Raw genomic sequence first — 26,198 nt, 5'->3', positions numbered from 1 at the left:
AGCGAGTGGCGACCCCGCTACGGATCGAGAAGTCGACAGTTCGATAATCATGTGTGAGAGTTCCACCCGAGGGAGGCGGGCGCGTCCGTTCGCCTCGCGGCCACTCCTGACTCCGCGCGGGAGCGTCGAGTCGCCGACGGCGCCGACCCGGGGTCTCGAAGACGGGCCGCTCAGCGGTTCAGCGTGTGGATCGCCTGCCCGCGAGCGTTCTCCGCGGCCTCCATCACCGCCTCCGCGAGCGTCGGGTGGGTGTGGACGGTGGCGGCCACGTCTTCGAGGGTCGCGCCCATCTCGACCGCGAGCGCGACCTCCGCGATCAGCTCCGACGCCTCGGGTCCGACGATCTGCCCGCCGAGGACGAATCCGGTCTCCTCGTCGGCGATGATCCGGGCGAACCCCTCGGTGTGGCCGGTCGTCATCGCCCGGCCGGAGGCGTTGAACGGCATCTCGCCGACGACGGGATCGAAGCCGGCGTCCTCGGCCTCGGCCTCGGTCATCCCGACCGTCCCGATCTCGGGGTCGGTGAACACCGCGGCGGGGACGGCCTGTCGGTCGAGCGCGGCGGGTTCACCGGCGATCACCTCGGCGGCGACGATCCCCTCGTTCGAGGCCGCGTGCGCGAGCATCGGGTCGCCCGCGACGTCGCCGACGGCGTGGATGTGCTCGACCGCCGTGCGCGTGCGATCGTCCGTCTCGATGAAGCCGCGGTCGTCCGTCTCGATACCGGCGTTCGCTACGTCGAGGCCGTCGGTGACGGGCTGACGGCCGACCGCGACGAGGATCTTGTCGACGCCGTACGTCGATTCCTCGCTGTCCTCCGTCTCGGTGTGGAGGAGGTACCCGCCGTCGGGCGCCTCCGACCACTCGCTCGCGCCCTCGCCGAAGTTGAACTCGACGCCGAGCTCCGCGGCGCGCTCCCGGACGATCCGCTTCACGTCGTCCTCGTAGGGGTCGAGGATGTCGTCGAGCATCTCGACGACCGTCACGTCGGCCCCGAGCTTGGCGTACGTCGTCGCCAGCTCCATCCCGATGTAGCCGCCGCCGACGATCCCGAGCCGGTCCGGGACGGTGTCGGCGTCGAGCGCGTCGGCGGAGCTCCAAACGTGGTCCTCGGCGAACTCGAAGCCCGGGATCTGGATCGGACGCGAGCCGGTCGCGACGACCGCGTGTTCGAACGAGAGCGTCTCGGAGCCCTGCCCGTCGCCGCCGTGCGCGACGCGGACGGTGTCCTCGCCGACGAACGAGGCGGTCCCCTCGATCAGGTTCACGCCGTTCGCCTTACAGAGCTTCTCGACGCCGCCGGTGAGCCGGTCGACGACGCCGTCTTTCCACTCGATCATCTTCCCCATGTCGACGGCGGGGTCCGCGTGGACGCCCATGAACTCCGCGTTGCCGGCCTCGTGGGCGAGCCCGCTCCCCGTGATCAGCGCCTTCGAGGGGATACAGCCGCGGTTGAGACAGGCGCCGCCGTAGGCGTCCTTCTCGACGAGGGTCGTGTCGAGCCCCTCCTGTGCGGCGCGGATGGCGGCGACGTAGCCGCCCGGCCCCGCGCCGATGACCAGTACCTCCGTTCCCGTGGTGACATCTCCGACGACCATTATTCGTTGAGTAACAGCAGGGGGTTTTCCAGGTGTTCCATGACGGTGTTCGCGAACTCGGCCGCGACCGCGCCGTCGACGACGCGGTGGTCGATCGATAAGGACAACGGGAGCGTCGGCGCCGGGACGACCGTCGAGTCGTCCGAGTCGTCGAGGAACTCGGACTCGACGTCCGCGTGGTCGCGGACGACAGGGCGCTCCTCGATGGCCCCGAGCCCGAGGATCGCCGTCTCGGGGTAGTTGATGATCGGCGTGGCGTACTCGCCGCCGATCGCGCCGAAGTTGGTGATAGAGAAGGTCCCGCCCTGCATCTCCGCGGGCTTGAGCTTCCGCTCTCGGGCGCGCGAGGCGAGGTCGTTCACCGCGTCGGCCAGCTCGAAGAGCCCCTTCTCGTCGACGTTCTCGACGACGGGAACCATGAGACCCGCGTCGGTCGCGACCGCGATGCCGAGGTTGTACTCGCTTTTCAACACGATCTCCTCGTCGTCCTCCCGGAGCTCGCTGTTGAGGTACGGGTACTCCTTCAGCCCGGCGACGATGGCCTTCATCACGAACGGCATGTAGGTGAGCTTCACCCCCTCGGCCTCGGCCTTCGGCTTCAGCTCCTCGCGGGCCTCCACGAGCGCGTCGACCTCGGCGGTGTCGTGGTGGGTGACGTGCGGCGCCGTGAACTTCGAGCGCTCCATCTGCTTGCCGATGGTGCGCCTGACGCCGCGGTACGGGACGGTCTCGTCGCCCGACGCGGGAGCGCTCGTCTCGGACGCGTCGCCGGCGGTCACGGCGGGCTCCGTGCGCGGGCCCGTCTCGACCGGTTCCGGCTCGGGCGTCGACGCGGGCGACTCCAGCGCGTCAGCGTACGCGTTCACGGCCTCGGCCGTGACGAACGCCTCGCCGTCCCGGGTCTGGTCGGTCGGCACGTCGTCGATGTCCACGTCGCGGTCGCGCGCGGCCTTCCGCGTGGCGGGCGTCGCGAGCGTCGTCTCCCGGCCCGCGGGGTCGGGCCCGCCGGCGGGCGTCGCCGGGGCGTCGGCGGAGCCGTCGTCGGCGCCACGCTTGCTGACCGCGGACTTCCGCCCGTCGGGGCCGGTATCGGTCGGCGTCGGCGCGGGACGGGGTTCGGGGCCGTCGTCCGGGGCGCCCGCGTCGGCGGCCCCGGCGTCGCCCTCGGCGTGGGCGCGCACGTCGGCCTCGGTGACGCGGCCGCCGGGGCCGCTCCCGTCGACGGCCGCGACGTCGACGCCGAGCTCGCGGGCGAGCCGGCGGGCCGACGGCGGCGCGAAGGTGCGTCCGGCGGGCGTGTCGGGCTCGGCGTCGGCCGCCTCGGTGGTCGGCTCCGACGCCGACTCGTCGGGCGAGTCGGGCTCCGGCTCCGGTTCGGCCTCCGCGTCGTCGCCGGCGGCCGCCTCGCCATCCTCGTCGACGCGGAACGAGATGATCACGTCGCCGACGGGGACCATCTCCCCCTCCTCGGCGAACAGCTCCTCGACGACGCCGTCGTAGCTCGACGGCACCTCGACGAGCGCCTTGTCGGTCTCGACCTCGGCGACGGGCTGGTCCTCCTCGACGCGGTCGCCGGGCGCGACCAGCCAGCTGACGAGTTCGCCCTCTGCGACGCCCTCGCCGACGTCGGGCAGTTTGAACTCCTCGACCGTCATTCGTCGCCCCCCTCGGCGGTCGGGCGTCTCCCCTCTGCCGTCGTGCGCCGGTCCTCGGCGTTCATGGGTGTACCTCTGCCGGACATCTTAAAATTCGACCGCCTCCAAGATTCCGTCCTCGATGCGGGCGGCGGACGGGAGGTAGTAGTCCTCCAGCGCGTACAGCGGGTACGGCACGTCGAAGCCGGTGACGCGGCCGATCGGCGCCTCCTGGTACAGCAGCGCCTCCTCCTGAAGGATCGCCGTGATCTCGCCCGCGAGCCCGCCGGTCTTGGGGGCCTCGTGAACGACGACCGCGCGACCGGTCTTCTCGAACGCCTCGACGACCGCCTCGCGGTCGAGCGGGGAAATCGTGCGGAGGTCGACGACCTCGCACTCGATCCCCTCCTCCCCGAGCGTCTCGGCGGCCTCCAGCGTGGGGCGAGTCATCGCGCCGTAGGTGAAGACGGCCACGTCGTCGCCCTCGCGGCGCGTGGCCGCCTCGCCGATGGGGACCGTGTACGGCTCCTCGGGGACCTCCTCGCGGAACGCCCGGTAGATCAGCTTCGGTTCGAGGAATATCACCGGGTCGGGGTCGCGGATCGACGCCGCGAGCAGCCCCTTCGCCTCGTACGGCGTGGAGGGGATGACGACCTTCAGCCCGGCCTCGTGGGCGTAGAACGCCTCCTTCGACTCGGAGTGGTGTTCGGGCGCGCGGATCCCGCCGCCGTAGGGGGCACGTAGCGTCATGGGGAGCGTGAACCGCCCGCGGCTGCGGGTCCGGAACCGCGCCATGTGCGAGACGATCTGGTCGAAGCCGGGGTACATGAACCCGGAGAACTGGATCTCCGGGACCGGTCGCATCCCCATGGCGGCCATCCCGACCGCGGTGCCGACGATGCCCGACTCGGCCAGCGGCGTGTCGATCACCCGGTCGCCGCCGAACTCGTCGAACAGGCCCTCGGTCGCGCGGAAGACGCCGCCGTTCTTCCCGACGTCTTGCCCCATCACGACGACGTCGTCGTCCTCGCGCAGTTCGGTGTGTAGTCCGTCTCGTATCGCCTGTACCAGCGTGAGGTTCTGTGTCTCGGTCATTTACTCCTCCAGGAACGCCGCGTCGCCGCGCTCGTCGCGCAGGGCGGCGAACTCCTCGTACTGCCGCTCCAGCTCGGGCGGAAGCTCCGCGTACGCGTGTTCGAACAGCTCGCGCGGGTCGGGGCGCGCCATCGATTCAGCCTCGTCTATCGCGTCCGCGACCCGGGCCTCGACCGTCGACTCGATCTCCGCGACGCGCTCGTCGTCGAGGACCCCTTCGTCCCGGAGGTACGACTCCAGCCGGTCGATGGGGTCCTTCCGCTTCCAGCGCTCGACCTCGTCGTCGTCGCGGTAGACGGTCGGGTCGTCGGCGGTCGTGTGCGCGCCGAACCGGTACTGGACCGCCTCGATCAGCGTCGGCCGCGGCCGGTCGGTCTCGGGGTCGCGCGCCTTCTCTAAGGCCGCTTCCGTGACGCTGTACACCGCCAGCGGGTCCATGCCGTCGACCTGAACGCCGTCGATCCCGTACGCCTCCGCCTTCTGCGCCAGGGTCGCGCTCCGGGTCTGGCGCTCTCGCGGAACGGAGATCGCCCACTGGTTGTTGTTACAGAAGAAGACGGTCGGCGTGTCGAACACGCCGGCGAAGTTGATTCCCTCGTGGAAGTCGCCCTCGCTCGTCGCGCCGTCGCCGAAGTAGCAGACGAACGCGTCGTCCTCGCCGCGGAGCTTCGAGGCCCACGCGGCGCCCGTCGCGTGGGGGATCTGCGACGCGATGGGGACGGCGACCGGGAAGACGTTGACGTCCGTCGGCGCGTTGTTGCCGTCCTCGTGACCCATCCAGTAGAGCAGGGTCTGTTTCAGCGGGAGCCCATGGACGAGGGCGGCGCCGTGTTCGCGGTACGACGGGACCATCCAGTCGTCGTCGTCGAGCGCGAACGCCGAGCCGATCTGGGCCCCCTCCTGGCCGGAGAGCGGGGGGTACGTCCCCATCCGCCCCTGTCGCTGGAGGCTCACCGCGCGGCCGTCGAAGTGACGCGCCAGCCGCATGTGCCTGTACATGTCGACGAGCGATTCGTCGTCGAGGTCCGGCACGTCGCCGACGACCTCGCCGTCCTCGTCGAGGACGCGAACCGTATCGTCGTACGCCCTATCGAACACGTTCACGGTCGAACCCACCTTCGCATGTAGGATCCCTTCACCGCCCGGGTAATATCGTTTTCGTAAATAATTTAGTATACTCAGAAATAGCGGCGTCGCTCTGAGAGACCGTCCATCAGACGGGTCGAGAATCGGACGTTTCTGAACAAACTCGGAGCATCACGGCAATATTTTCGCCAACATGGGCGGTTCAGCGGTTAGTAACGGACGAACAGGAAGGTTTTCGTCCGCGCGTCCGACCGTCATCGAAGTGCGGTCCGAACGTCGCGGACGGTCGGAGCGGACGGCGCCGTAGCTCAACGGTGGACGGGTCTCTCCCGGATCGACGGAGCGGTGGAAATGGAAGGAATCGGCGGCTACCCGAGGCGGAAAGCGGGTTCGTCCGGCTCGCCGTCGAGGTCTTCGAGCTGGATCACGTCGTCGTCCTCGTCCTCGAGCTGCTCCCGGAGGTGATTGACGTACCGCTTGTGCTCTTCGAGCTGCTCCCGGAGGTGTTCGGCCTCGAGTTCCAGCCGCTCGTGCTCCCGGACGAAGCTCTTCGGAACCTCGACTTTCGGGGGAAACGGCTCGCCGTCGTCGCCCGCGTCGGCCAGTTCCGACTCCGGGACGACCCGGACCTGGCCGTCGTGGGCAACGAGCGCGTCCACGTAGTCTCGGAACACCGCCGACAGCGAGATGTCCCGCTCCTCGGCGATGTCGCGAAGGGCCTCGAACGCGTCCTCGTTGACGCGGAACGAGATGGTCTTGTTCTTGTTGCCCATCGCCCGAAACGTGGGCGCGCGGATCACTTAATGGTTTGTCAGACAGTCGCAAGAAACGGCGAAAAGTGAGTCGTTACGGGGTGACGCGCCCGATCGGTTCGTCGGGGCGGTCGGCCGTCGCCGGTCAGGGCTCGGGCGTCCCGGCCGGGTCCGGTTCGTCGGGGCGGTCGGCCGTCGCCGGTCAGGGCTCGGGCGTCCCGGCCGGGTCCGGTTCGTCGGGGCGGTCGGCCGTCGCCGGTCAGGGCTCGGGCGTCCCGGCCGGGTCCGGCTCGTCGCCGGCGTCGCCGGCGAGCTCGTCGCCGCTCTCGTCGAGGTCCTCTAACGCCGACAGCGCGGCGGCCTTGTACGTCTCGGGGTCGAGGTCGTACTCCTCGCGGGCCATTCGCGCGTACTCGTTGCCCTCGTCGTCGAACGCGGCGACGCGCTCGACGGTACGGCGGGCGGTCTCCGCGACCCAGCGGTCGCGGGTGGCGGCGTCGACCTCGGTGATCGACTCGGGGCGGACGGACACTCGGACCGTGCCGTCGTCGGTCTCGTAGGTCCGGGGTTTCCCCACGACTGCGACGTAGGCCGGGGGCTCCAGGTCCCGGAGTTTGGAAGCGGCCTCGGGCTGGTACTGGCCGGCGTACACGAAGAACGTGCCCGTCGGGTCGACGATGCGACCACGCCAGTACTCGCTGTCCTCGCCGACGTCCTCCTTCTCGGTGAGGGTGCCGACGAAGAACACGCGGTTCGAGGACTCGCCCGTCGGCAGCAGCGCGTAGACGGGGGCCCGCTCGTCGTCGGACTCGGTGAACGTGTAGCCGGCGTCGTTGAACTCGCTCGCGAACACGCGCCGGGCGACCTCTCGGGTGGGGGCTGACTGGCTCATTTCAAATCGACCTCGCTTCGATCAGCGCGCTTTCAACGTCGACGGTGCCGGGGTCCTCCATCTCGTCGACCAGGACGTACCGCCCGAAGGTCGGGCCGGTGACGCGGTAGTAGCGCCCGAGCACGTCCTCGCCCATCTCCTCGGCGACGACGGTAGTGTCGAGCGCGTCCATCGCCATGTCCTTGGCCTCCTCGAGGGTCATGCCGGTGAGATCCTCGGTGGCCTCGCGGTCGAAGATGACCTCGGTGACGGTCTCGCCGTCGTCGAGGACGCCCTTGATCCGCAGGTCGAACTCGCCCTCGACCTGGCCGTGCTCGGAGCAGCGCCCGTTCTGGAGGACGCGCGTACAGTCCTCCTCGGGGCAGCGCTTGATCAGCCCGGAGCCGGACTGGATGTCGACCAGCGCGCCCTCGACGGTGTCGGCGTTGTCGCCGACCTCGATCGCTTCGTCGATCTCGGTGATACCGGTCGTCCGGTTGAGCTTCACCGAGTAGCTCCCCTCGTACTCGTCGGTGACGACGTTCGAGAGCTCGTACGCCTGTCCCTCCGTCAGCTCGGGGAGGTCGGAGGTCTCGAAGGCGACGAACTTGATCGTGCCCGACTCGTCGCCGAGGAGCCCGACCTGCGAGATGGAGTCGCTGCGGGGCTCCCACAGGTCGACCAGCTCGACGCGCAGGTCCACCCACTGCTCGTCCTCGTCGATGTCGTTGACGAGGACCTCCTCGCTGCCGCCGCGGCCGAGCTCGTCGCGCTCCATCCCGGCGTCTTCGAGGTAGCTGTTGGTGACGCTCCGGCTCGCCTCGTCGAGCGGCACGCGGTACTCGTCGACCAGCGTCGTCAGGCGCTCCTCGACGTCGTCGGGGTCGACGTCCGTGTGGTCCGAGAACTGTTCCGCTATCGCTTCCGCTTCCTGTCGCAGTTCGCTCATGGGGTGTCTCCGCCTCCGGTCTTGTTTCACTGGGAGGCGTACGGCCGTTGGTTCCTCACCGTATTAAAACGCCCGTGACCGCGGTGAAAGTGAACGTATCCGTCGAGAGCGCGCTTCTCTCCGGAGTTCTCCGGATCGGCGCCGGACTGACCGCGGATCAGATGCTCGGAAGACACCGGTGCGGCGGCGGCCGCGTCAGACGCGCGTCAGCCGTGCGCGGGCGCCGTTTCGAGTGGAACCGTCCCACGGTTTGCGGTAGCACGGAGGGGGACGAGCCGAACGGAGGAACGGGTGTTCGGGACCCTCACTCGTCGGCGTCGGGGAACGGCACCTCGATCAGGTCGCCGTCGTCGGGGAGCAGGCACTCGCCGTCGAACGCCTCGCGGGCGTCGCGGTGGATCGGGCGCGGGTCGGCGGCGTAGCGCGAGGAGATGTGGACCAAGGCGAGCCGCTTCGCGTCCGCGCGGTCGGCGATCGACCCCGCCTCGCCGCCGGTCGAGTGAGCCGTGTCGCGGGCGCGGTCGGCCATGTCGTCGGCGAAGGTGGCGTCGTGGATGAGCAGGTCGGCGTCCGCGGCCGCTTCGACCGTCGACTCGCGCGGGCGCGTGTCCGCGGTGTAGACAAGCTTCCGGCCCGGACGCGGCGGGCCGACGACCTGCTCCGGCTCAACGACCGTGCCGTCCTCGGCCTCGACCGGCTCGCCCTCGTGGAGGCGGCCGAACTTCGGCCCGACGGGGACGCCGAGCTCCTCCGCCTTCGGGCGGTCGAACCGGCCGGGGCGGTCGTCCTCCGCTAGGACGTACCCCTGCGAGACGGTGCGGTGTTCCGTCTCGAACGCGCGGATCTCGTACTCGTCGGTCTCGTGGGCGACCTCGCCGGGAGCGACCGGCTCGATCCGGATCGGGAAGGCGGGGTCGTGGCCGGCCGCGTGGACCAGGTCGTGGAGGTGCCCGCCGGTCCCCGGCGGGCAGTGGATCGCCAGCGGGTCGGTGCGGTCGTTGAATCCGAGCGTCTGGACGAGGCCGGGGATGCCGAGGACGTGGTCGCCGTGGAGGTGCGAGACGAACACGCGGTCGACGGCGAACCCGGTGCCGCTGCGCATCATCTCGCGCTGCGTGCCCTCGCCGCAGTCGAAGAGGAAGCGGTCGCCCTCGCGGTTGACGAAGACGGCGCTGGCCGCGCGCTCGACGGTGGGAACGGCGCCGCCCGTCCCGAGGAACGTGACGCGAAGAGACATGGCGACTCATCGGGTCGGCGGTTGTAAACCGGTGTCGATGCGGGGGAGGAGGGCGCCGGATCGGGCGGGCGGCCGATCGGTCGACACCCACATGAGTCCGGCCGCCCGAGAGCGACCATGCGAGAGCCGATCGCCGCCTTGGTCAGACAGGAGGGGTGGCGCGCGGAGGGCGCGGCCGCCCGCGTCCACTACGAGGGGGGCCGGGACCGGTACGCGGTGGAGTTTTACGCCGAGACGGGCCACGTCCTCTACTGGTCCGTCCCGACCGACGAAGACGAGGAGGGAACGGCGACGCCGGTCCCGCGGGACGGGGTGCCGGACCCGCTCCGGCGACGTGTGCGCGACGACCTCGACGAGGCCGGGATCGACACCGCCGTCGAGCGGCGCGAGCTCTGAGCCCGGCGCGCGGTCGGCGTGACCGAGGTCGCCGCGGGCGCCGGACTGACCGTCGGGTCGACCGCTGCGCCGACGCCGGTGACCGCGGTGGTTCCGGGAGAGATCACCCGATCGAACGGGTGTTACCGGCGTTTTCTGCCGACGTATTTCGGTTCGAAGGAAACCTATTTGCCCGCCTACCTGATACAAAGTCGTGATGAGTGGCGTCGAATGGGAGGACGACGATCCCTTCGAGGAGCAGCGGGACAAGATAGAGAATCCGATGAAGCGGCTGTTCGTCGAGTACGGCCGCGACTACGTCCCGCAGGTGACCGTTGGGGTGTTCGCGAGCGTCTTCGCGCGGCTGCTCGACCTGCTCCCGCCGCTGATGCTCGGGATCGCCATCGACGCCGTGTTCTACGAGGACGCCCTGTTCAGCGAGCAGATCCCGCTCGTCGTCCTCCCCGACGCGTGGCTGCCGACGGGACAGACCGCGCAGTTCTGGTTCACCATCGCCGTCATCGGGGGCGCGTTCGGGATCGGGGCCGGGTTCCACTGGATCCGGAACTGGGGGTTCAACGCCTTCGCCCAGAACATCCAGCACGACGTCCGGACGGACACCTACGACAAGATGCAGCGGCTCAACATGGAGTTCTTCTCCGACAAGCAGACCGGGGAGATGATGTCGATCCTCTCGAACGACGTGAACCGGCTCGAACGGTTCCTCAACGACGGGATGAACTCCCTGTTCCGCCTGTCGGTGATGGTCGTCGGCATCGGCGTCCTCCTCTTCTGGATCAACTGGCAGCTCGCCTTAGTCGCGCTGCTGCCGGTGCCGATCATCGGCGGGTTCACCTACCTGTTCATCAGGATCATCCAGCCGAAGTACGCCGAGGTCCGCTCGTCGGTCGGGAAGATGAACTCCCGGCTGGAGAACAACCTCGGCGGCATCCAGGTGATTAAGTCGTCGAACACGGAGCCGTACGAGTCCGACCGCGTCGACGACGTGTCGATGGACTACTTCGACGCCAACTGGGACGCGATCACGACCCGGATCAAGTTCTTCCCGGGGCTCCGCGTGCTCGCCGGAGTCGGCTTCGTGGTGACGTTCATCATCGGCGGCCTCTGGGTGTTCCAGGAGACGCCGCCGGGACCGTTCACCGGCGAGCTCTCGGTGGGGATGTTCGTCGTCTTCATCCTCTACACCCAGCGGTTCATCTGGCCGATGGCGCAGTTCGGGCAGATCATCAACATGTACCAGCGCGCCCGTGCCTCCTCCGCGCGGATCTTCGGGCTGATGGACGAGCCGTCGCGGCTCGCCGAGGACCCGGGCGCGGAGGACCTGACGGTCGGCGACGGCGACGTGGTGTACGACGACGTCTCCTTCGGCTACGACGACGAGACGATCGTCGAGGACGTCGACTTCGCCGTCGAGGGCGGCGAGACGCTCGCGCTGGTCGGCCCGACCGGCGCGGGGAAGTCGACCGTGCTCAAGCTGCTCCTCCGGATGTACGACGCCGACGAGGGGTCGATCGAGATCGACGGACAGGACGTCCGCGACGTGACGCTCAAGTCGCTCCGTCGCTCGATCGGCTACGTCGGGCAGTCCTCGTACCTGTTCTACGGGACGGTCCGCGAGAACATCACCTACGGTACCTTCGACGCCACCGACGAGGAGGTCCGCGAGGCCGCCGAGGCCGCCGAGGCGCACGAGTTCATCCAGAACCTCCCCGACGGCTACGACACCATGGTCGGCGAGCGCGGCGTGAAGCTCTCCGGCGGGCAGCGCCAGCGCGTCACCATCGCGCGGGCGGTGCTCAAGGACCCGGACGTCCTCGTCCTCGACGAGGCGACCTCCGACGTCGATACGGAGACGGAGATGCTGATCCAGCGCTCGCTCGACCGGCTGACGGCCGATCGGACGACGTTCGCGATTGCCCACCGGCTCTCGACGATCAAGGACGCAGACACGATCCTCGTGTTGGAGGGCGGGCAGATCGCCGAGCGGGGGACGCACGACGAGCTGCTCGACAACGACGGGCTGTACGCGCACCTCTGGGGCGTTCAGGCGGGGGAGATCGACGAGCTCCCGCAGGAGTTCATCGACCGCGCGCAGGAGCGCACGGCGCGGATAGTCGAAGAGGCCGATACCGACGACGACTGATCGGGGCCGCGCGCCGAGCGGAACGGGGCGGGGCTCGACCGAAGAGTCACCGCGGAAGCCGCGTCCACTCGTCGGCGGCCGCCTCCGGGGGCGCGTCGGCGTGCCCGAGCGCATCGAGAACGGCCTCGCGGACCTCCGACGGATCCCGAAACTGCGTCTCCTCGCGCCCTTCGAGCAGCCCGTCGAGCCGCGCCGTCCTCGTCGGCATCTCCAACGTCGCGGCGCCGTACTGCTCTATCAACTCCGCCGCGGTCACCGGATAGCGGTGTTCGCGGAGCGCCCGCTTCAGCGGGCCGAACGTCACGGCCGGAGCCGAGTCGTGTGCCCCCGTATCGTGATCCGCGTTGTCACCGCTCATGGAGCCGCGATCCGCGGGAAGCGTCATAATACCCCGGGAGCGGCCGCGGGGCGAGCGCCCATGTCTCGCGAGCGGTCGACCGCCCCTGCGCCGCGGCGACCACCAGACGCCGACGGTGACCACTCGGCATCGGCGATGACCGCCGGCTATACGACGCCGGCCACCGAGGCGTCGGTATGCGCCTCAGCGAGGTCACGTGGACCGACGTTCGCGACGCCGACGTCGACGTCGCGTTCCTCCCGGTCGGCAGCACGGAACAGCACGGGCCGCACGCCCCGCTCGGCACCGACGCGCTGAACGCCGTCGCGGTCGCAGAGGCGAGCGCGGACGCCTACGAGGAGACGGGAACGGACGACGAGGGGTCGGGCGGCGAGCCGGGAGCGGACCGCGGGGAGGTCGCGGTCGCGCCGCCGATCCCGGTCGGCGTCGCGGAGGAGCACCGCGCCTTCGACGGGACGATGTGGGTTTCCCCGGAGACGTTCCGGGCGTACGTCCGGGAGTCCGCGGAGTCGCTGGTCTCACACGGGGTCGACCGCGTCGTGTTCGTCAACGGGCACGGGGGGAACGTCGAGGCGCTGGCGGAGGTCGCCCGCCGCTTCTCGCGCGACGACGCCCACGCGGGGTACGGGGTGGCGTTCACGTGGTTCGAGTCGGTCGGCGACCACGCGAGCGACATGGGTCACGCTGGCCCGCTGGAGACGGCGCTGCTGCGCGCGACGAATCCGGACTTGGTCCGCGAGGAGCGGGTCGACGATGCGAGCGCGGGCGCCGCCGACCGGTGGGGCGAGTGGGTGTCTGGGGTGAACCTCGCGCACGACTCTGCCGAGTTCACCGACAACGGCGTCGTCGGCGACCCGCGGGAGGGCGACGCCGAGCGGGGCGCGGTCCTGCTCGACCGCGCGAGCGCGGCGCTCGCGGCGCTGGCGGAAGCGGTCGCTGACCGGAAGTCGACGTAGGGCGCGGCCGGAGCGGAGGGTTACTCCTCGTCCGCCGCGTCCTGAAGCGCCCCGCGGATCGCGGGGACGGTGCCGGTGAGGGAGGCGACCTCGTCGGCGGCGCTCTCGATGTCGCCGACGAGCGATTCGAGCTCCTCGATCTCCGCTTTCAGGTCGGCGGCGTCCTCGAAGGCGTCGGCGCGCTCGCCGAGGACGTACGCCTTCTTCGCCGAGCGGACGCTGTCGACGGCGTCGCCGGCGTCGAGCGCGGATTTCAGTCCGTTGAGCGCGCCGAGGACGTTGTCCGCGTCCGTCTCCCACACCGCGTCCGGGTCCGGGAGTTCCTCGCGCGCCGCGGCGAGGTGATCTTCGACCTCCGCGCGGGTCTCCGCGGCCGCCTCGCCGAACAAGTCGTCGTCATCGAACGTGGACTGGCCCATACCGGACCCGTCTCGCCCGCGCCTTTTAAAAACGCGCCCGAAAGCGGAAGTGAAACCGACGGAGAGGACGGGTCGGGTGCCGGATCGGGCGGGTCTCGCGTTCAGTTTCGGTCGGCCGGCGGGCTCAGATGCGAACGAGCAGCTCGACGGCGATCAGCGTCACGAGGAGGGCGAGAAGGCCAGCGAGGACCGCGAGCGTCCGGAGCTGATCGAGCACCGCGTCCGTCCCGGGCGTCGCCGCGAGGAGGGCGGGACGGTCGCGGAGACCGGACTCGCCGTCCGGGTCCGAGTCGGCGCTCGGGGAGCCGCCGGCGGGCGGGCCGGCGTCGGTCCGCGAGTTCGGGTCCGGCACGGGCGGGGATTCGATCCGAATACTCGTTAAACCGACTATGAGGCCACAATACCGGTATTGAGCGTTACGGAGATCGGTCTCGGTTCCACGACGCCTCCTCGAAGTCGACGATCCGCTCGCGGCGGTCGAGCGCGTCGATCCGGGCGAGTTCCTCGTCCGTCAGGTCGATCTCGCGGGCCGCCCAGTTGTCCTCGACGTGGCCGAAGTCGGCCGCCTTCGGGATCGGCGCGACGCGCTCCTTCGAGAGCAGCCATGCGAGGCTCACCTGGGCCGGGGTCGCGTCGTGGGCCGCGGCTATCTCTCGGAGGGCGTCGACCTCGGCGACGCGGTTGCGCGCGATCGGCGAGTAGGCGACGAGCCAGTGGTCGTGTTCGACGGCGTACTCGCGGAGCCGCTCCTGTTGAAGCAGGGGGTGACACTCCACCTGGTGGGCGAACACGTCGTGGTCGAGGCGGTCGAGCGCCTCGTCGAGTTCGTCGGGCTCGAAGTTCGAGAGCCCGATCCGATCTATCACCCCGTCGTCGACGAGGTCGTCGAGCGCGGGCAGCGTCTCCGCGGGCTCGTAGGTGTTGATCGGCCAGTGGACGTACAGCAGGTCGATCGAGTCGACACCGAGCCGGTCGCGGCTGGCGCGGGCGGTCTCGACCGCGTCGTCGTACGAGAGGTTGTCCGTCGAGAGCTTCGTCGCGACGAACGGGTCCTCGCGGTCGCGGTCGCTCCGGTCGATCCCGTCGCCGACCGAGGCCTCGTTGTCGTACCCCTGGGCGGTGTCGACGTGGCGGTAGCCGGTCTCGATCGCGTGGGCGACGCCGGCCGCGCACTCCTCGCCGGCGGCCAGCTTGTACGTCCCGTATCCGAGTCTGTCGAAGGCGGTCGCCATGCGCGTCCGTGCGGGCGGCGACGCCCTCAACGTACCGGTCCCGGCGGATCGGGGTGTCAGGCCCGGCGGCCTCGCGCACGTGCTCGCTTTCCGCTCGCCGAGCCGCCGGTACCGCCCGAGTCGACCGCGAGCAGAGTATCACTGGTAATATTCGGGGAGGAGTTATTATGACGATAGGATCTCTGCCGTTCGGTATACATGCAAGAGGGATCGGCCTCGGGCGTCCGATCGAGCTACGGTGCGAAGCTCGCTCTGTCGCTGATCGGGGTCATGGCGGTCTCAGTTTCGTACGGAGTCATCGTCTATCTACGCGCGGAGGGGACCGGCGCCGCGGGCGCCGAAGTGCGCTCCGGACTGATCGGGATGACGCTGTTGACGGTGATCGGGCTCGCGCTCATCGGCGTCACCGTCGGCTCGAACACGGTCATCTCCCTGCGGCAACTGACTGACAAGGCCGAGCGGATGGCCGAGGGAGAGCTCGACGTGCGGCTCGACACCGGGCGAACCGACGAGATCGGGCGGCTGTTCCACGCGTTCGACGAGATGCGCGGTTCGCTGCGCTCGGAGATCTCCGACGCCGAAGCGGCCCGCGAGGAGGCGGAACGAGCGCGACGGGAGGCCGACACGCGCGCCGAGACGGTCGAACACAAGGCGACCGAGTACGAGTCCGCCATGCGCGCGCTCGCCGACGGCGACCTGACGCGCCGGGTCGACCCCGAGAGCGACAACGAGGCGATGGCGCGGGTGGGCGCCGCGTTCAACGAGATGGCCGACGAGCTGGAGGGGACGGTCGCGTCCGTCGCGACCGTCGCCGAGGACACCGCCGACGTGGCCGGGACCGTCGACGACCGCACGGAGGACCTGCGGGCGACGACAGGGACCGTGAGCGAGGCGGTCGAGGAGATCGCCGAGGGCGCGCGCACCCAGCGCGACGACCTGCGGGCGGCGACCGACGAGGCCGAGAACCTCGCGTCCTCGGCCGAGGAGGTCGCCTCCACCGTCACCGACGTGGCGGAGACCGCGGAACACGCGGCGGAGGTCGGCGACGAGGGTCGCGAGGCCGCCGAGGAGGCGCTCGCGGAGATGGACGCGGTCGAGGAGACGACCGCGGAGACGACCGCGGAGGTCGAGGCGCTCGCCGCGGAGGTCGAGGAGATCGGCGAGGTGGTCGACACCATCTCGGAGATCGCCGAGCAGACGAACCTGCTCGCGCTGAACGCCTCCATCGAGGCGGCCCGCTCCGGGGCCGACGGCGCCGGCTTCGCGGTCGTCGCCGAGGAGGTGAAGGCGCTGGCCGAGGAGACCCAGGAGTCGGCGAGCGAGATCGAGGCCCGGATCCGCTCCGTCCAGGAGCGCGCGGAGACGGGCGCCGACGCGATGGCGCGCACGGAACAGCGGATCTCGGCCGGCGTCGACACGGTCGAGACCTCGATCGACGCCCTCGAACGCCTCGCGGAGGCCTCCGAGCGCACCGACGCGAGCATGACCGAGATCACCCGGACGACGGAGACGCAGGCCGACTCCGTCGACGCGGTGGTCGGCCACGTCGAGGATGTCTCCGCGATCAGCGCGCAGACGGCCAGCGCGGCCGGCGACGTCACCGGTGCGGTCGACGAGCAGGAGCGGACTCTCGGGGCGGTCGAGACCGCGGCCGGGTCGCTCTCCGACCGGGCGCTCGCGCTGCGCGACGCGGTCGACGACTTCGAGTTCGTGGCCGGCGACGGTCTCGGCGCCGCGGGCGACGGGACGGGCCGCGGCGCGGCGGCCGACGGCGCCACCGCCGTCCCCGACGGGGGAGGCGACGGCGACGGGAGCGAGTTTGACTTCTCGCGCGGCGGGGGCGACGACGCGCCCGCCGGGGAGGGGGTGAACTGAGATGCTCGTCGACACCACCGTCTGGGCGTGGATCGGCGCGCTCGCGATGGGCGCCGGAACGGTTCCCCCGCTGTGGGCGTGGCTCTCCGGATCGTCGGCGACCGACGAGTCGCACGGCGTCTACTACGGGACCCTCGCCGGCGTCACCGGCGTCGCGGCGCTCGCGTACCTCGCGATGGCGCTCGGCGTCGGCACGCTGTCGACGGCGGCCGGCGAGCTGGAGGTCGTCCGGTACGTCGACTGGCTCGTGACCACGCCGCTCATACTCCTCTACCTCGGGCTGCTCGCCCGCCCGTCCCGACGGGTGCTCACCGGGCTGATCGGCGTCGACGTGGTGGTCATCGCCGGCGGGGTCACCGCCGCCGCCACCGGCGGAGCGGTGTCGTGGGCCGCCTTCGCCGTCGGCGGAGCCGCGTACCTCGCGCTCGTCTACGGGCTGCTCGTCGCGCTCCCGCGGTCGGCATCGGCGGAGGGCGACCGGGTCCGCGCCGTTTTCGGCACGCTGCGGAACATCACCGTGGTGCTGTGGACGCTGTACCCGGTCGTGTGGCTGCTCGCGCCCACCGGCTTCGGCCTGCTGACGTCCGCGACGGAGATGCTCGTGTTCGTCTACCTCGACATCGTCTCGAAGGTCGGCTTCGTCGTCATCGCGGTCGCGGGCGCGGACGCGCTCGACCGCCTCGGCGCCGATGAGTTCGCCGCCGCCGACTCGGCGGCAGAGGAGCGGACGGCCGCCCTCGGCGACGACTGAGCCGCGGAGATTTTTCCTGCGTTACGCGTCGTCCGCGACGAGGTCCTCGTAGCGTGCGCCGGTCTGTTTCAGCGTCTCGGTCGAGTAGAGTCGCTCGTGGTCGAACGGGAGGTGGTCGGTCGCCAGCTCGTCGATCTTCGCGTCGACCGCCTCCGCCTCCCGACCGTGGATCATCGTGAACAGGTTGTACTCCCAGTCCTGGTCGGGGCGACGCGGGCGGTGGTAACAGAGCGTGACGTACGGGAGGCTGCCGACCGCCTCGCCGCGCTCGTCGAGCTCCTCGTCCGGCACGTCCCAGACCACCATACAGTTGTTCGTGAAGCCGGTGACGACGTGGTTGACGACGCAACCGATCCGCTTGATACAGCCGTCAGCGAGGAGGCGCTCGACCGCCGCGAGCACGTCGTCGACGGGCGCGTCGATCTCGTTCGCCACGTCGGCGTAGGGGGTCGCGGACAGCGGGAAGCCGTCTTGGATCGCCAAGAGGAGGTCCGCTTCGAGCGGGCTCAGGTCGCCGCGCGCGTCCTCGGAGATGCGGGTGGCGGAGACGTCGGTGTGGTCGAGCGACTCCCGCGCGAACCGGTCGGCGTTGACTACGGGGAACTCAAGGTCGATGTAGTAGTCCGTGAGCATCGGGAGCGCCAGCACCTCGCAGCCGGTTTGCTCCTCGATCTCCGCGAGGATCTCGTCGCGCTTCTCGCGGGAGCCCGCGGTGACGACGAACCACTGGTTCCACTCGTGGTCGCGGCGGTAGTTGTGGTTCACCTGCCGGTACCCGTTGATCACCTCGGCGACCTCGTCGAACCGGTCGTCCGGCGCGCGCACCGCCGCGAGCGTCGACGAGCCGATGACCGGCGGGTTGAGGACCGCGCCGAACCGGCGGAACACGCCGCGCTCGCGGAGGTCGCGGACGCGGTCGAGGAGGTCGTCGGCGTCGACCGCGACGCCCGTCTCGGCCGCGATCTCGCGGGCGACCCGCTCGAACGGACGGCGTTCGACGGGGAAGCCGCTCTGGTACTCGTCGATGAGGGCCGCGTCGACCGCGTCGAGGTCGGCCCGCCAGTCGGCGTCCAAACTCATTGGAAACGCTTGGGGCGGAGTGTACGTACGGGTTTCGGAGGGCGCCGATCGTCAGGGCGACACCACGTTCGGGGTGGAGCGTCGGTCGTCGGCGGGGGGCCTCGCCGGGCGTCGCGACGGTGATTCAGTCGTCGGCGGGGGGCCTCGCCGGGCGTCGCGACGGTGATTCAGTCGTCGGCGGGGGCCTCGCCGGGCGTCGCGACGGTGATTCAGTCGTCGGCGGGGGCCTCGCCGGGCGTCGGCGCGAACGCCCGGGCGCTCTTCTCCAACTGCGCCGTCGAGCAGCCGCCGACGGTCGCGGCCTGTTCGAGCGTCAGCGTGCGGGACCGATACAGCGTGAGCGCGGTAGCGACGGATTTGGACGTCATCGGGTACGATCGCTAACTATCTGGACAAGCATATAACTCTAACGCTATTTTGATCCTGATACGGCACACTTACAGAGCAATTTTAGCGCTTGTTCACATATATCCTCACAGAACAAGACATTCGTCCATTTGTACTGTGTGAGTGAGTACCACAGATCGGGCGAGAGCGGTCGCGCCGTCCCGGCTCATCGCTCGCGCGCGGTGTTGCCGCGTCGAGTCGGAGGGCGGAGGCGGTCCTTCTCGTTCCCGCGGTGCGGGAGTCGAACGGGGGACTTTTCGTGCGAGAAGCCTAACGGAGCGTATGGCTCAGGCGACTCAGGAGTTCGGCGACTGGCCCCTCAAGCGGCTGATGACCGAGGTCTGCGGCTCCGGCCACAAGTCGGCCGACGACCTGACGCGCGCGCAGGCGACCGAGGCGTTCGAGCGCATCCTCGCGGGCGAGCCCGACCCGACGACGCTCGGGGCGTTCTGGCTCTCGAACCGCTGGAAGCGGAACACGGCCGAGGAGCTCGGTGCGTACGTCGACGTGATGTGCGACCGCGTCGAGTACGCCGAACCCGACGCCGACCCCGTCGACTGCGGCGCGAACTACGACGGGAAGGGACGGACGGCGATCCTCGGCGTCGCGGCGGGCGCGGTCGCGGCCGCCGCGGGCACTCCCGTCGTCGTCCACTCGGGCGACCGCGTGCCCACGCAGAAGCAGGACGCGTACAAACACGTCCTCGACGAGCTCGGCGTCCACACGGAGCTGACCCCCGCCGACTCAGCCGACATGGTCGACGAGACCGGCTTCGGCTTCTACTACCAGCCCGCGTTCAACCCCGCCATCGACGACCTGTTCGACCGGCGCGACCAGATGGGCGTCCGGTCGTTCGTCAACACCGTCGAGACGCTGGCGAACCCCGCCGGCGCGTCCGTCCACCTCGGCTCCTTCTACCACCTCGCGTTCGCGAAGAAGGTGGTCGACACGTTCATCGAAAGCGAGTTCCACGACCTCGACCGCGTCCTGATGTTCCAGGGCATGGAGGGGTACGACGACGTACGCCCCGGCTACACCAAGGTCGCCGAGTGGGACGCGTCGAGCGACGACGGCGAGGGCAGCGAGGGCGCGTCCTTCGACGACTTCGAGATCGAGACCGCGGAGTACGGGATGGACCTCGAGGAAGACGACCTCGCGGTCGACGACGTCGCGACCGACTCCGCCGCGATCACCGAGGAGGTGCTGGCGGGCGAGCGAGACGGCGCCTTCGCGGACGCGGTCGCGGTCAACGCCGCGCTTCGGATCTACGCCGGCGGCGACGCCGACTCCATCGAGGAGGGTCTCGACGCCGCCCGCGAGGCCATCGACGACGGCTCCGCGCACGACGTGCTCGAAGCGATGCGGGAGTTCTGAAGGGGCGCGACGCGGGCGTTACAGTTCGCGGGCGGGCGCCGGGGGCATCGCCCGCTTGTGGGCGCTGCGCTCGTGGAGGTCGACCACGCGGTCGACGGCCTCTTCGGGCACGTCGAGTTCGCTGACCGTCGCCGACCGCGAGAGTCCGCCGTCGACGTGGACCGCGAGGATGGCGTCGACGGTGTCGTAGTCGAGCCCCATCTCCTCGGCGTCGGTCTGGCCCTCCCACATCCCCGCGGTCGGCTCCTGCATCACGAGGTCGCGGGGGACGCCGACGTGGGCGGCCAGCTGGCGCACCTGCTGTTTGTAGAGGTTGCCGATGGGATTACAGTCGACCGCCTGGTCGCCGTACTTCGTGTAGTAGCCGGTCATCGCCTCGGCGCGGTTCCCGGTGCCGAGGACGACCCGGTTCTCGGCGTTAGCGACGAAGTAGTTCAACACGGCGCGGGTGCGGACGTAGACGTTCCCGGCCGCCATCTGGTCCGTCGCGGCCTCCGGGACCGCGTCGAAGAAAGCCTCCGCGATCGGCTGGATCTCGATCACGTCGTACTCGACGCCGAGGTCGTGGGCGACGCGCTCCGCGTCGCTCATCACGTCCGCGTCGTTCACCGCCGAGGGCATCGTGAGGCCGTGGAGGCCGTCCTCGCCGAGCGCCTCGACCGCGAGGTGGGCGGTGAGCGTCGAGTCGATACCGCCCGAGAGGCCGAGGACCGCCCCCTCGGCGCCCGCGTCGTCGACGACGTCGCGGATGAACGAGACGATGCGCTCGCGGGTCGCCGCAAGTTCGTCGTCCGAGAGGCGGAGGTCGAGCGGGGGGTCGTCCGACAGCAACACCGACTGCTCCGATGCGTGGCTCATACGTCTATTGAGGGGCCGCAGCGATTAATACCTCCGCGTTGGCCCCGTGAACTGGACGCGTGTCGGGTTCTGTCCGGTCGCCGGCGGACGCCCGGAGGGGTCGCCTACAACAGCCCCTCGCGCTCGGCGAGCAGGAGCCCTTCGAGCGTCGCGTCGTTCGTCGGGGGCTCCCGGGCGATGTCCAGCGCCTCGTCGACCGGGACCGCTCGCGGCGCGAGGAACTCGTTGCTGTCGTGGTCGACATCGACCGGCTCCAACCCCTCGGCGAACACGTAGCCGCGCGTGTGGCGCAACACGCCCGTCGAACACCACACCTCCTGGAGCAGCGACGTCGAGGACGGCGCAAAGCCGGTCTCCTCGGCGAGTTCGCGCGCACCGGCCTCGGTGTAGGACTCGCCGGACTCGACGATTCCGGCCGGGAGCTCCAGCTGCGTGTTCCGCACGGTGGGCCGGTACTGCTCGACGAACAGCACCCGGTCGTCGGCGACCGCGACGATCACCGTCGCGGGCGACAGCTCCGCCCAGTAGTACTTCTTCTCCGTGCCGTCGGGCTGCTCGACGCGGTCGTAACCGCCGACGAACCACCCCTCGTCGTACTCGACGACGACCTCCTCCACCGGCCACTCGGGCTCGCCCGGCAGCGAGTGGTTGCGCCCGTCGGAGAACGCGGGGAGCTCGCGGAGGTCGGCGGCCGGCGCGTCGGCGCCGGCGGGTCCCTCGTCCGCGCCGGGCGCCCCGTCTTCGTCCGTCACGGGCGGACCACCTCGGCGTGGTACACCTCGCCGCCGCGGCGCACCCGCACGCCGGTCTCAGTCGAGGCGTTCGGCACCTGTTGGGTGAGCGCGTCGACCTCGTCGAACGGGGTGTGGGTGAACCACTCTTTCATCCCGTACGGCCCGGCCTGGTAGCCGTCGGAGCGCCCGTCAGGGCTCTCTATCGCACCGATCAGGTACGGGTACCGGCGGTCGGAGACGTTGTTCACGTCGGCGGCGGTGCCGTTCGTCTCGATCGGTTCGACGGTGAGGTAGTAGGGGTCGCCGCTCCCGAGGTAGCTCGGGAGCGCGCCGAGCGCGAGCAGCGCGACGACGACGAGAACGATGGCGATGAGGAGGTTCCGGGTGACCCGGCGCATGGTCGCCGTAGGGTCCCGCGGGGAATACCGGTTTCGGCCGACCGGACCGCGGTCGGCGGGACGCGACCGCGTGGGTGACGACTCGCGGTGACGCGACCGCGACGGCGGCGACTCACGGCGAGAGGGCGGCGACGCGTTTTAGCCCGAGGCCGCCCTGTTCGCGGTATGGAGTACCGGTTCGAGCTGGCGTTGTGCGCCGCGCTCGAATCGCCTGACCGGGTCGTCGCCCGCCAGCTCGGGGCGGGCGTCGAGACGCCCGGCGCGCGCATCGTCGATGTCTGTCTGCTGTCGCCGGGACCCGGCTTCGACGACCGCGCCGCGATCAGCGCCGAGCGGATCCCCGGTCCGGCCGTCGAGGCCGCGGTCGGCCCGGGCGAGGCCGTCCCCGTCGCCGACGCCTTTGACCTCCCGCCGGACCGGGCCGCAGCCGTCGTCGACCGCGCGGTCGAGGTCGGCTACCTCGAACGCGAGCGGCGGAACGGCCGGGAGGTCGTCCGCGCGACCGCGCGCTACCCGGACGACTGGGTGGGCGAGCTCGTCGCCGTCGAGAACAAGCCCGACCTCGGGACGCCGGGCGACCTGGAGGCGCAGCTCCGGTACGACGCCGCGCTCGGACTCTTCGACGAGGTGGTCCTCGCCACCGCCTCGTACGTCACCCGCGCGCACCTCAACCGGATCCCGGACGCGGTCGGGGTCTGGCGGTTCGACCCGGAGACGGGCGAGCGCGAGGTCGTCTGCGAGCCGACGCCGCTCGACCCGGCGGCGCCGGGCGTCGAGATCCGCGACGAGCGGCCCTCCCGCACGGACGTGGCGCTCGTCGGCCCCGAGGCGAAGGCCCGCAAGCGGCGGCGGGTCGCCGAGCGCGCCTACGGGAAGGGGTGGCGCCCCGAGCCGCCGGCGTGCGCGCACGGCGAGACGACCGCCGACGGGCGACCGCGCTGCGCGCACTTCGACCGCGTCGTCGACCCCGGCCGCGAGTGCGGAGGCGGGTGTCCCGCGTTCGAGGCGGCCGACCCGCCGGCGGCCGAGCGCGACGGCCTCCGCGACGAGCGGACGGCGTGGGTCGCGGCTCCCGAGGGGGACGGCCCGCGCCGTCAGTCCGGGCTCTCACGGTATCTGTGAGAACGCTTATACGGCGAGGGCGGGTCTCTCCGGTATGGACGAGATCGAAGACGTCTTCGTCGCGCGACTGATGTCGACGGACCTCCACACGGTGACGCCGGACACGTTGGTCGAGGACGCGGCCGCGGTGCTGCTCGAAAACGACATCAGCTCCGTGCTGGTCGTCGACGACGACGGCGACCTCGTCGGGATCCTCACCTCGACGGACTTCGTCGACATCGTCGCCAAGAGCCAACCGAAAGCCGAGACGACCGTCGAGCGGTACATGACGCGCGACCCGATCACCACCGGCGCGCAAGACGACGTGTCGGCGGTCGCCGCGACGATGCTGGAACGCGGGTTCCACCACGTCCCGGTCGTCGACGGGAAGACCCCCATCGGCATCATCACCACCTCCGACTTCGCCGCGTACGTCTCCTCGCCGGAGTCGGTCTCCGCGTAGGGCCCACGGGTCGGCGTCCGGTCGGCGGTCGCTCCGCGCGTCTCCGTCGCGAGGCGTCCGCGACCGCGACAAGTGACGCCACTTCCTGTGGCCGTATTACACCGGAACGCGTACCGTGGTCCGTGTCCGATCACCTACACCTCAACCTCTTCACCATGACCTCGGTGGAGCACGTCTCGCCCGGGTCGTGGCGGTACCCCGGCGACCGGTCGGCGGACTACGCCGACCGCGAGTACTGGACCGAGGTCGCGCGCACCGCCGAGCGCGGCGGCTTCGACGCGGTGTTCTTCGCCGACGTGCGCGGGATCTACGACGTGTACGGCGACGACCGCGAGACGGCCGTCGAGCGGGCGGTCCAGACGCCAGCGAACGACCCGCAGCTGGTCGTGCCCGCGATGGCGGAGGTCACGGACGACCTCGGCTTCGCGGTGACGCGCTCGACGACGTACACCCACCCCTACCAGCTGGCGCGGGAGTTCTCGACGCTCGATCACCTCACCGACGGCCGGGTGGCGATCAACGTCGTCACCTCGTACCTGGAGTCGGCCGCGGCGAACCTCGGCCTCGACGATCGGATGGACAAGGAGACGCGCTACGACCGCGCCGACGAGTTCCTCGACGTCTGCTACGAACTGTGGGAGGAGTCGTGGGAAGACGACGCGGTCGAGGCCGACCGCGAGGCCGGGCGGTACAGCGACCCGGAGAAGGTCCACGCGATCGATTACGAGGGCGATCACTTCTCTGTGCCGGGGCCGCACGGCTGCGAGCCGTCGCCTCAGCGCACCCCCGTCGTCTACCAGGCCGGTTCCTCCGACTACGGCCGGTCGTTCGCCGCGCGCAACGCCGAGGCCGTCTTCGCCAGCCAGCCGACCGAGGAGGGCGTCGTCGAGTACATGTCGGACGTGAAGTCGCGCGCGGCCGACGCCGGGCGCGACCCCGAGAGCCTCCGCTTTTTCATCGGCGTGGTGCCGATCGTCGGCGAGACGCAGGCGCTCGCGGAGGCGAAGCACGCGGAGTACAAGCGGCACGTCGACGTCGAGGCGACGCTCGCGCTGCTGTCCGGCTTCCTCGACATGGACCTATCCGAACTCGACCCCGACCAGAAGGTCGAACACATCGAGACGGACGCGATCCAAGGGACGATGAACGCGTTCACGAAGGCGCAGCCGGACCGCGAGTGGACGGTCCGCGAAGTCGCGGAGTTCTGCGGGCTCGGCACCACCTCGCCGAAGATCGTCGGCACCCCGGAGGTGATCGCCGACGAGCTCCAGCGCTGGCACGAAGAGGTCGGCGTCCACGGGTTCAACGTCAAGGAGGTCGTCCGCCCGGACTCGCTCGTCGACTTCGTCGACCTCGTCGTCCCGGAGCTCCGCGAGCGCGGGCTCGTCCCCCCGGCCGACGCCGAGCCGCCGGGTGAGACGCTCCGCGAGCGACTCCTCGGCGAAGGACAGACGCGGCTCCGCGCCGACCACCCCGCCCGCCAGTAGCGGGAGAGAGTCCGCCGCCGAGTCGACGGGACCGGACTGCAGTCGGGCTGTTTCGGTTCCTGTTGGTCACGTGTTGTGAACATCTTGCCGCTAGCTAATACGATAACGCTGCCGCCCCCGGCACGCTTAAGTATCTACCTCCGCTTGTTTCAGGTGACGCTTCGCTTGGAGGGCCGAAGCGTCAGCGGGGACCTACTGAATGACACGCTCGTGCCACCTTTTCCCGGCACGGGCGTGCCGTTCGTTCCTTTGACTCCCGAGCTACGGGTGTTCCGTCCGTTTGCGACGACGGCGTGGTAGTGGTGGAAGCGCTCGTCACCGACCGGTGCGCCCAGCGGCGTCGCACTCGCGCGCGGCGGTGGATGTGGCCGACGGGCGCCAACCGATCGTTTCAGAGGTTCTCTTGCTGGTACGCGCCGTCGTACGTCCCGTCGTGGTCGGCCTCTGCGAGCACCAGCTGCGCGATCCGCGCGCCCGGCTCGATCTCGATCGGGTGTCCCACGTCGAGGCGCCCCTCGCCGACCCCCTCGTAGCCCGCGTCCCACACCGCGGTGTCGAGGGTACAGGCGTTCCGCAGCAGCGTCGAGCGCGGGAGGACGAAGCCGATCCGCTCGTCCGGGATCCGCACCGGCTCGCCGTACCGGACGACGTAGCTCCCGCGTTCGAGCCGGTAACAGTCGCCCCGCGGCTCCAGCTCCCGGCGCTCGCCCACGCGCTTCCCGTCGCGCCCGAGCCGGCCCGGTTCCGCCTGTTCGAACAGCGCGTCGACGGTGAGGTCGACGCCGTTCGGCTGTCGCTGCGCGTCGTCGAGGTCGGCGCCGGCCGCGGAGAGCGCCGCCGCGACCGCGGCTCCCGAATCGAACATGCGCGTCCGGAACCGCGGCCGAGACTAAACGGTGTCGACCGCGCGGCGGGTCGCTCGCGCGGAAAGCGGCAGCTCTCGCCGGAGGCGCGGAGACGGTGG

27 protein-coding genes are annotated in these 26,198 nt (G+C 70.3%); 9 read left to right on the top strand and 18 right to left on the bottom strand.

Going from position 1 to position 26,198, the window contains the following annotated elements:
* Nucleotides 1-170: 170 nt before the first annotated feature.
* The 8 genes from lpdA to rnz all read right to left on the bottom strand — a co-directional run bounded on the left by lpdA (nt 171) and on the right by rnz (nt 9,222).
* Nucleotides 171-1,598 (bottom strand): dihydrolipoyl dehydrogenase, encoded by a 1,428-nt coding sequence (gene lpdA / locus B9G49_RS02435; RefSeq protein WP_086215304.1) that lies wholly within the window; start codon nt 1,596-1,598, stop codon nt 171-173.
* Nucleotides 1,598-3,253: a dihydrolipoamide acetyltransferase family protein gene (locus tag B9G49_RS02430; protein WP_086215303.1), complete on the bottom strand. Its 1,656-nt coding sequence runs from the start codon at nt 3,251-3,253 to the stop codon at nt 1,598-1,600. Before B9G49_RS02430 ends, lpdA begins: the two co-directional genes overlap by 1 nt.
* An 87-nt stretch (nt 3,254-3,340) precedes the next feature.
* Nucleotides 3,341-4,327, bottom strand: a complete 987-nt coding sequence (locus B9G49_RS02425; protein ID WP_007345778.1) for an alpha-ketoacid dehydrogenase subunit beta — start codon at nt 4,325-4,327, stop codon at nt 3,341-3,343.
* Nucleotides 4,328-5,431 (bottom strand): pyruvate dehydrogenase (acetyl-transferring) E1 component subunit alpha, encoded by a 1,104-nt coding sequence (pdhA, locus tag B9G49_RS02420; RefSeq protein WP_049932323.1) that lies wholly within the window; start codon nt 5,429-5,431, stop codon nt 4,328-4,330.
* A 350-nt stretch (nt 5,432-5,781) separates the two neighbouring features.
* Entirely contained in the window at nt 5,782-6,186 is a 405-nt protein-coding gene (locus tag B9G49_RS02415; protein ID WP_049932250.1) for a CopG family transcriptional regulator, read from the bottom strand.
* 238 nt (nt 6,187-6,424) lie between these two features.
* Nucleotides 6,425-7,057 (bottom strand): RPA family protein, encoded by a 633-nt coding sequence (locus B9G49_RS02410; RefSeq protein WP_049932248.1) that lies wholly within the window; start codon nt 7,055-7,057, stop codon nt 6,425-6,427.
* Nucleotide 7,058: 1 nt separating this feature from the next.
* Complete coding sequence (locus tag B9G49_RS02405) at nt 7,059-7,985, bottom strand: replication factor A (protein ID WP_049932247.1); 927 nt, start codon at nt 7,983-7,985, stop codon at nt 7,059-7,061.
* A 304-nt stretch (nt 7,986-8,289) separates the two neighbouring features.
* Entirely contained in the window at nt 8,290-9,222 is a 933-nt protein-coding gene (gene rnz / locus B9G49_RS02400; protein ID WP_086215302.1) for a ribonuclease Z, read from the bottom strand.
* A gap of 117 nt (nt 9,223-9,339) precedes the next feature.
* Here rnz and B9G49_RS02395 point away from each other — a divergent pair, with 117 nt between their 5' ends.
* Nucleotides 9,340-9,618: a hypothetical protein gene (locus B9G49_RS02395; protein ID WP_049932243.1), complete on the top strand. Its 279-nt coding sequence runs from the start codon at nt 9,340-9,342 to the stop codon at nt 9,616-9,618.
* 196 nt (nt 9,619-9,814) lie between these two features.
* The gene (locus B9G49_RS02390) at nt 9,815-11,761 is read left to right on the top strand and encodes an ABC transporter ATP-binding protein (RefSeq protein WP_086215301.1); all 1,947 of its coding nucleotides are present in this window, start codon (nt 9,815-9,817) and stop codon (nt 11,759-11,761) included.
* 46 nt (nt 11,762-11,807) lie between these two features.
* Here B9G49_RS02390 and B9G49_RS02385 read toward each other — a convergent pair whose 3' ends face one another.
* Nucleotides 11,808-12,119 (bottom strand): hypothetical protein, encoded by a 312-nt coding sequence (locus tag B9G49_RS02385; RefSeq protein ID WP_086215300.1) that lies wholly within the window; start codon nt 12,117-12,119, stop codon nt 11,808-11,810.
* Between the two features lie 176 nt (nt 12,120-12,295).
* Here B9G49_RS02385 and B9G49_RS02380 point away from each other — a divergent pair, with 176 nt between their 5' ends.
* Complete coding sequence (locus tag B9G49_RS02380) at nt 12,296-13,075, top strand: creatininase family protein (RefSeq protein ID WP_086215299.1); 780 nt, start codon at nt 12,296-12,298, stop codon at nt 13,073-13,075.
* Nucleotides 13,076-13,095: 20 nt separating this feature from the next.
* On the opposite strand, the gene B9G49_RS02375 is transcribed toward B9G49_RS02380, so the two are convergent.
* The 3 genes from B9G49_RS02375 to B9G49_RS02365 all read right to left on the bottom strand — a co-directional run bounded on the left by B9G49_RS02375 (nt 13,096) and on the right by B9G49_RS02365 (nt 14,726).
* Nucleotides 13,096-13,494: a DUF5790 family protein gene (locus B9G49_RS02375; protein WP_049932236.1), complete on the bottom strand. Its 399-nt coding sequence runs from the start codon at nt 13,492-13,494 to the stop codon at nt 13,096-13,098.
* Nucleotides 13,495-13,618: 124 nt separating this feature from the next.
* Entirely contained in the window at nt 13,619-13,846 is a 228-nt protein-coding gene (locus B9G49_RS02370) for a hypothetical protein (RefSeq protein ID WP_086215298.1), read from the bottom strand.
* 64 nt (nt 13,847-13,910) lie between these two features.
* Nucleotides 13,911-14,726 (bottom strand): aldo/keto reductase, encoded by an 816-nt coding sequence (locus B9G49_RS02365; RefSeq protein WP_086215297.1) that lies wholly within the window; start codon nt 14,724-14,726, stop codon nt 13,911-13,913.
* 198 nt (nt 14,727-14,924) lie between these two features.
* Between B9G49_RS02365 and B9G49_RS02360 the strand changes: the two genes are divergently transcribed.
* Together B9G49_RS02360 and B9G49_RS02355 are read left to right on the top strand one after the other, a co-directional pair.
* The gene (locus B9G49_RS02360; RefSeq protein ID WP_086215296.1) at nt 14,925-16,601 is read left to right on the top strand and encodes a methyl-accepting chemotaxis protein; all 1,677 of its coding nucleotides are present in this window, start codon (nt 14,925-14,927) and stop codon (nt 16,599-16,601) included.
* Nucleotide 16,602: 1 nt separating this feature from the next.
* Entirely contained in the window at nt 16,603-17,352 is a 750-nt protein-coding gene (locus B9G49_RS02355; RefSeq protein ID WP_086215295.1) for a bacteriorhodopsin, read from the top strand.
* Between the two features lie 21 nt (nt 17,353-17,373).
* Here the strand turns inward: B9G49_RS02355 and B9G49_RS02350 are convergent, their stop codons facing one another.
* Both B9G49_RS02350 and B9G49_RS16625 read right to left on the bottom strand, forming a co-directional pair.
* Nucleotides 17,374-18,432 (bottom strand): Lrp/AsnC family transcriptional regulator, encoded by a 1,059-nt coding sequence (locus tag B9G49_RS02350; RefSeq protein ID WP_086215294.1) that lies wholly within the window; start codon nt 18,430-18,432, stop codon nt 17,374-17,376.
* 209 nt (nt 18,433-18,641) lie between these two features.
* Nucleotides 18,642-18,800: a hypothetical protein gene (locus tag B9G49_RS16625; RefSeq protein ID WP_167373093.1), complete on the bottom strand. Its 159-nt coding sequence runs from the start codon at nt 18,798-18,800 to the stop codon at nt 18,642-18,644.
* Between the two features lie 301 nt (nt 18,801-19,101).
* Here B9G49_RS16625 and B9G49_RS02345 point away from each other — a divergent pair, with 301 nt between their 5' ends.
* Complete coding sequence (locus B9G49_RS02345) at nt 19,102-20,193, top strand: anthranilate phosphoribosyltransferase (RefSeq protein WP_086215293.1); 1,092 nt, start codon at nt 19,102-19,104, stop codon at nt 20,191-20,193.
* A gap of 18 nt (nt 20,194-20,211) precedes the next feature.
* Here B9G49_RS02345 and B9G49_RS02340 read toward each other — a convergent pair whose 3' ends face one another.
* The 3 genes from B9G49_RS02340 to B9G49_RS02330 all read right to left on the bottom strand — a co-directional run bounded on the left by B9G49_RS02340 (nt 20,212) and on the right by B9G49_RS02330 (nt 22,183).
* Nucleotides 20,212-21,051, bottom strand: coding sequence for an NAD+ synthase (locus B9G49_RS02340; RefSeq protein ID WP_049932225.1), 840 nt, complete (start codon nt 21,049-21,051; stop codon nt 20,212-20,214).
* Nucleotides 21,052-21,155: 104 nt separating this feature from the next.
* The gene (locus tag B9G49_RS02335) at nt 21,156-21,803 is read right to left on the bottom strand and encodes an NUDIX hydrolase (protein WP_049932223.1); all 648 of its coding nucleotides are present in this window, start codon (nt 21,801-21,803) and stop codon (nt 21,156-21,158) included.
* The gene (locus tag B9G49_RS02330) at nt 21,800-22,183 is read right to left on the bottom strand and encodes a hypothetical protein (RefSeq protein ID WP_049932220.1); all 384 of its coding nucleotides are present in this window, start codon (nt 22,181-22,183) and stop codon (nt 21,800-21,802) included. The genes B9G49_RS02335 and B9G49_RS02330 overlap by 4 nt, the downstream gene beginning before the upstream one ends.
* Nucleotides 22,184-22,348: 165 nt before the next feature.
* Here B9G49_RS02330 and B9G49_RS02325 point away from each other — a divergent pair, with 165 nt between their 5' ends.
* The 3 genes from B9G49_RS02325 to B9G49_RS02315 all read left to right on the top strand — a co-directional run bounded on the left by B9G49_RS02325 (nt 22,349) and on the right by B9G49_RS02315 (nt 25,234).
* The gene (locus tag B9G49_RS02325; protein ID WP_086215292.1) at nt 22,349-23,305 is read left to right on the top strand and encodes a DUF5787 family protein; all 957 of its coding nucleotides are present in this window, start codon (nt 22,349-22,351) and stop codon (nt 23,303-23,305) included.
* Nucleotides 23,306-23,339: 34 nt separating this feature from the next.
* Nucleotides 23,340-23,747, top strand: coding sequence for a cyclic nucleotide-binding/CBS domain-containing protein (locus B9G49_RS02320; RefSeq protein WP_086215291.1), 408 nt, complete (start codon nt 23,340-23,342; stop codon nt 23,745-23,747).
* A 122-nt stretch (nt 23,748-23,869) separates the two neighbouring features.
* Nucleotides 23,870-25,234, top strand: a complete 1,365-nt coding sequence (locus tag B9G49_RS02315) for an LLM class flavin-dependent oxidoreductase (RefSeq protein ID WP_086215290.1) — start codon at nt 23,870-23,872, stop codon at nt 25,232-25,234.
* 391 nt (nt 25,235-25,625) lie between these two features.
* On the opposite strand, the gene B9G49_RS02310 is transcribed toward B9G49_RS02315, so the two are convergent.
* Nucleotides 25,626-26,099, bottom strand: a complete 474-nt coding sequence (locus B9G49_RS02310) for a deoxyuridine 5'-triphosphate nucleotidohydrolase (RefSeq protein ID WP_049932211.1) — start codon at nt 26,097-26,099, stop codon at nt 25,626-25,628.
* Nucleotides 26,100-26,198 lie beyond the last annotated feature (99 nt).

Origin of the sequence: Halorubrum sp. SD683, assembly GCF_002135045.1 — an archaeon.
Classification (GTDB): domain Archaea; phylum Halobacteriota; class Halobacteria; order Halobacteriales; family Haloferacaceae; genus Halorubrum; species Halorubrum ezzemoulense.
This window is presented reverse-complemented; position numbering and strand designations above follow the sequence as displayed.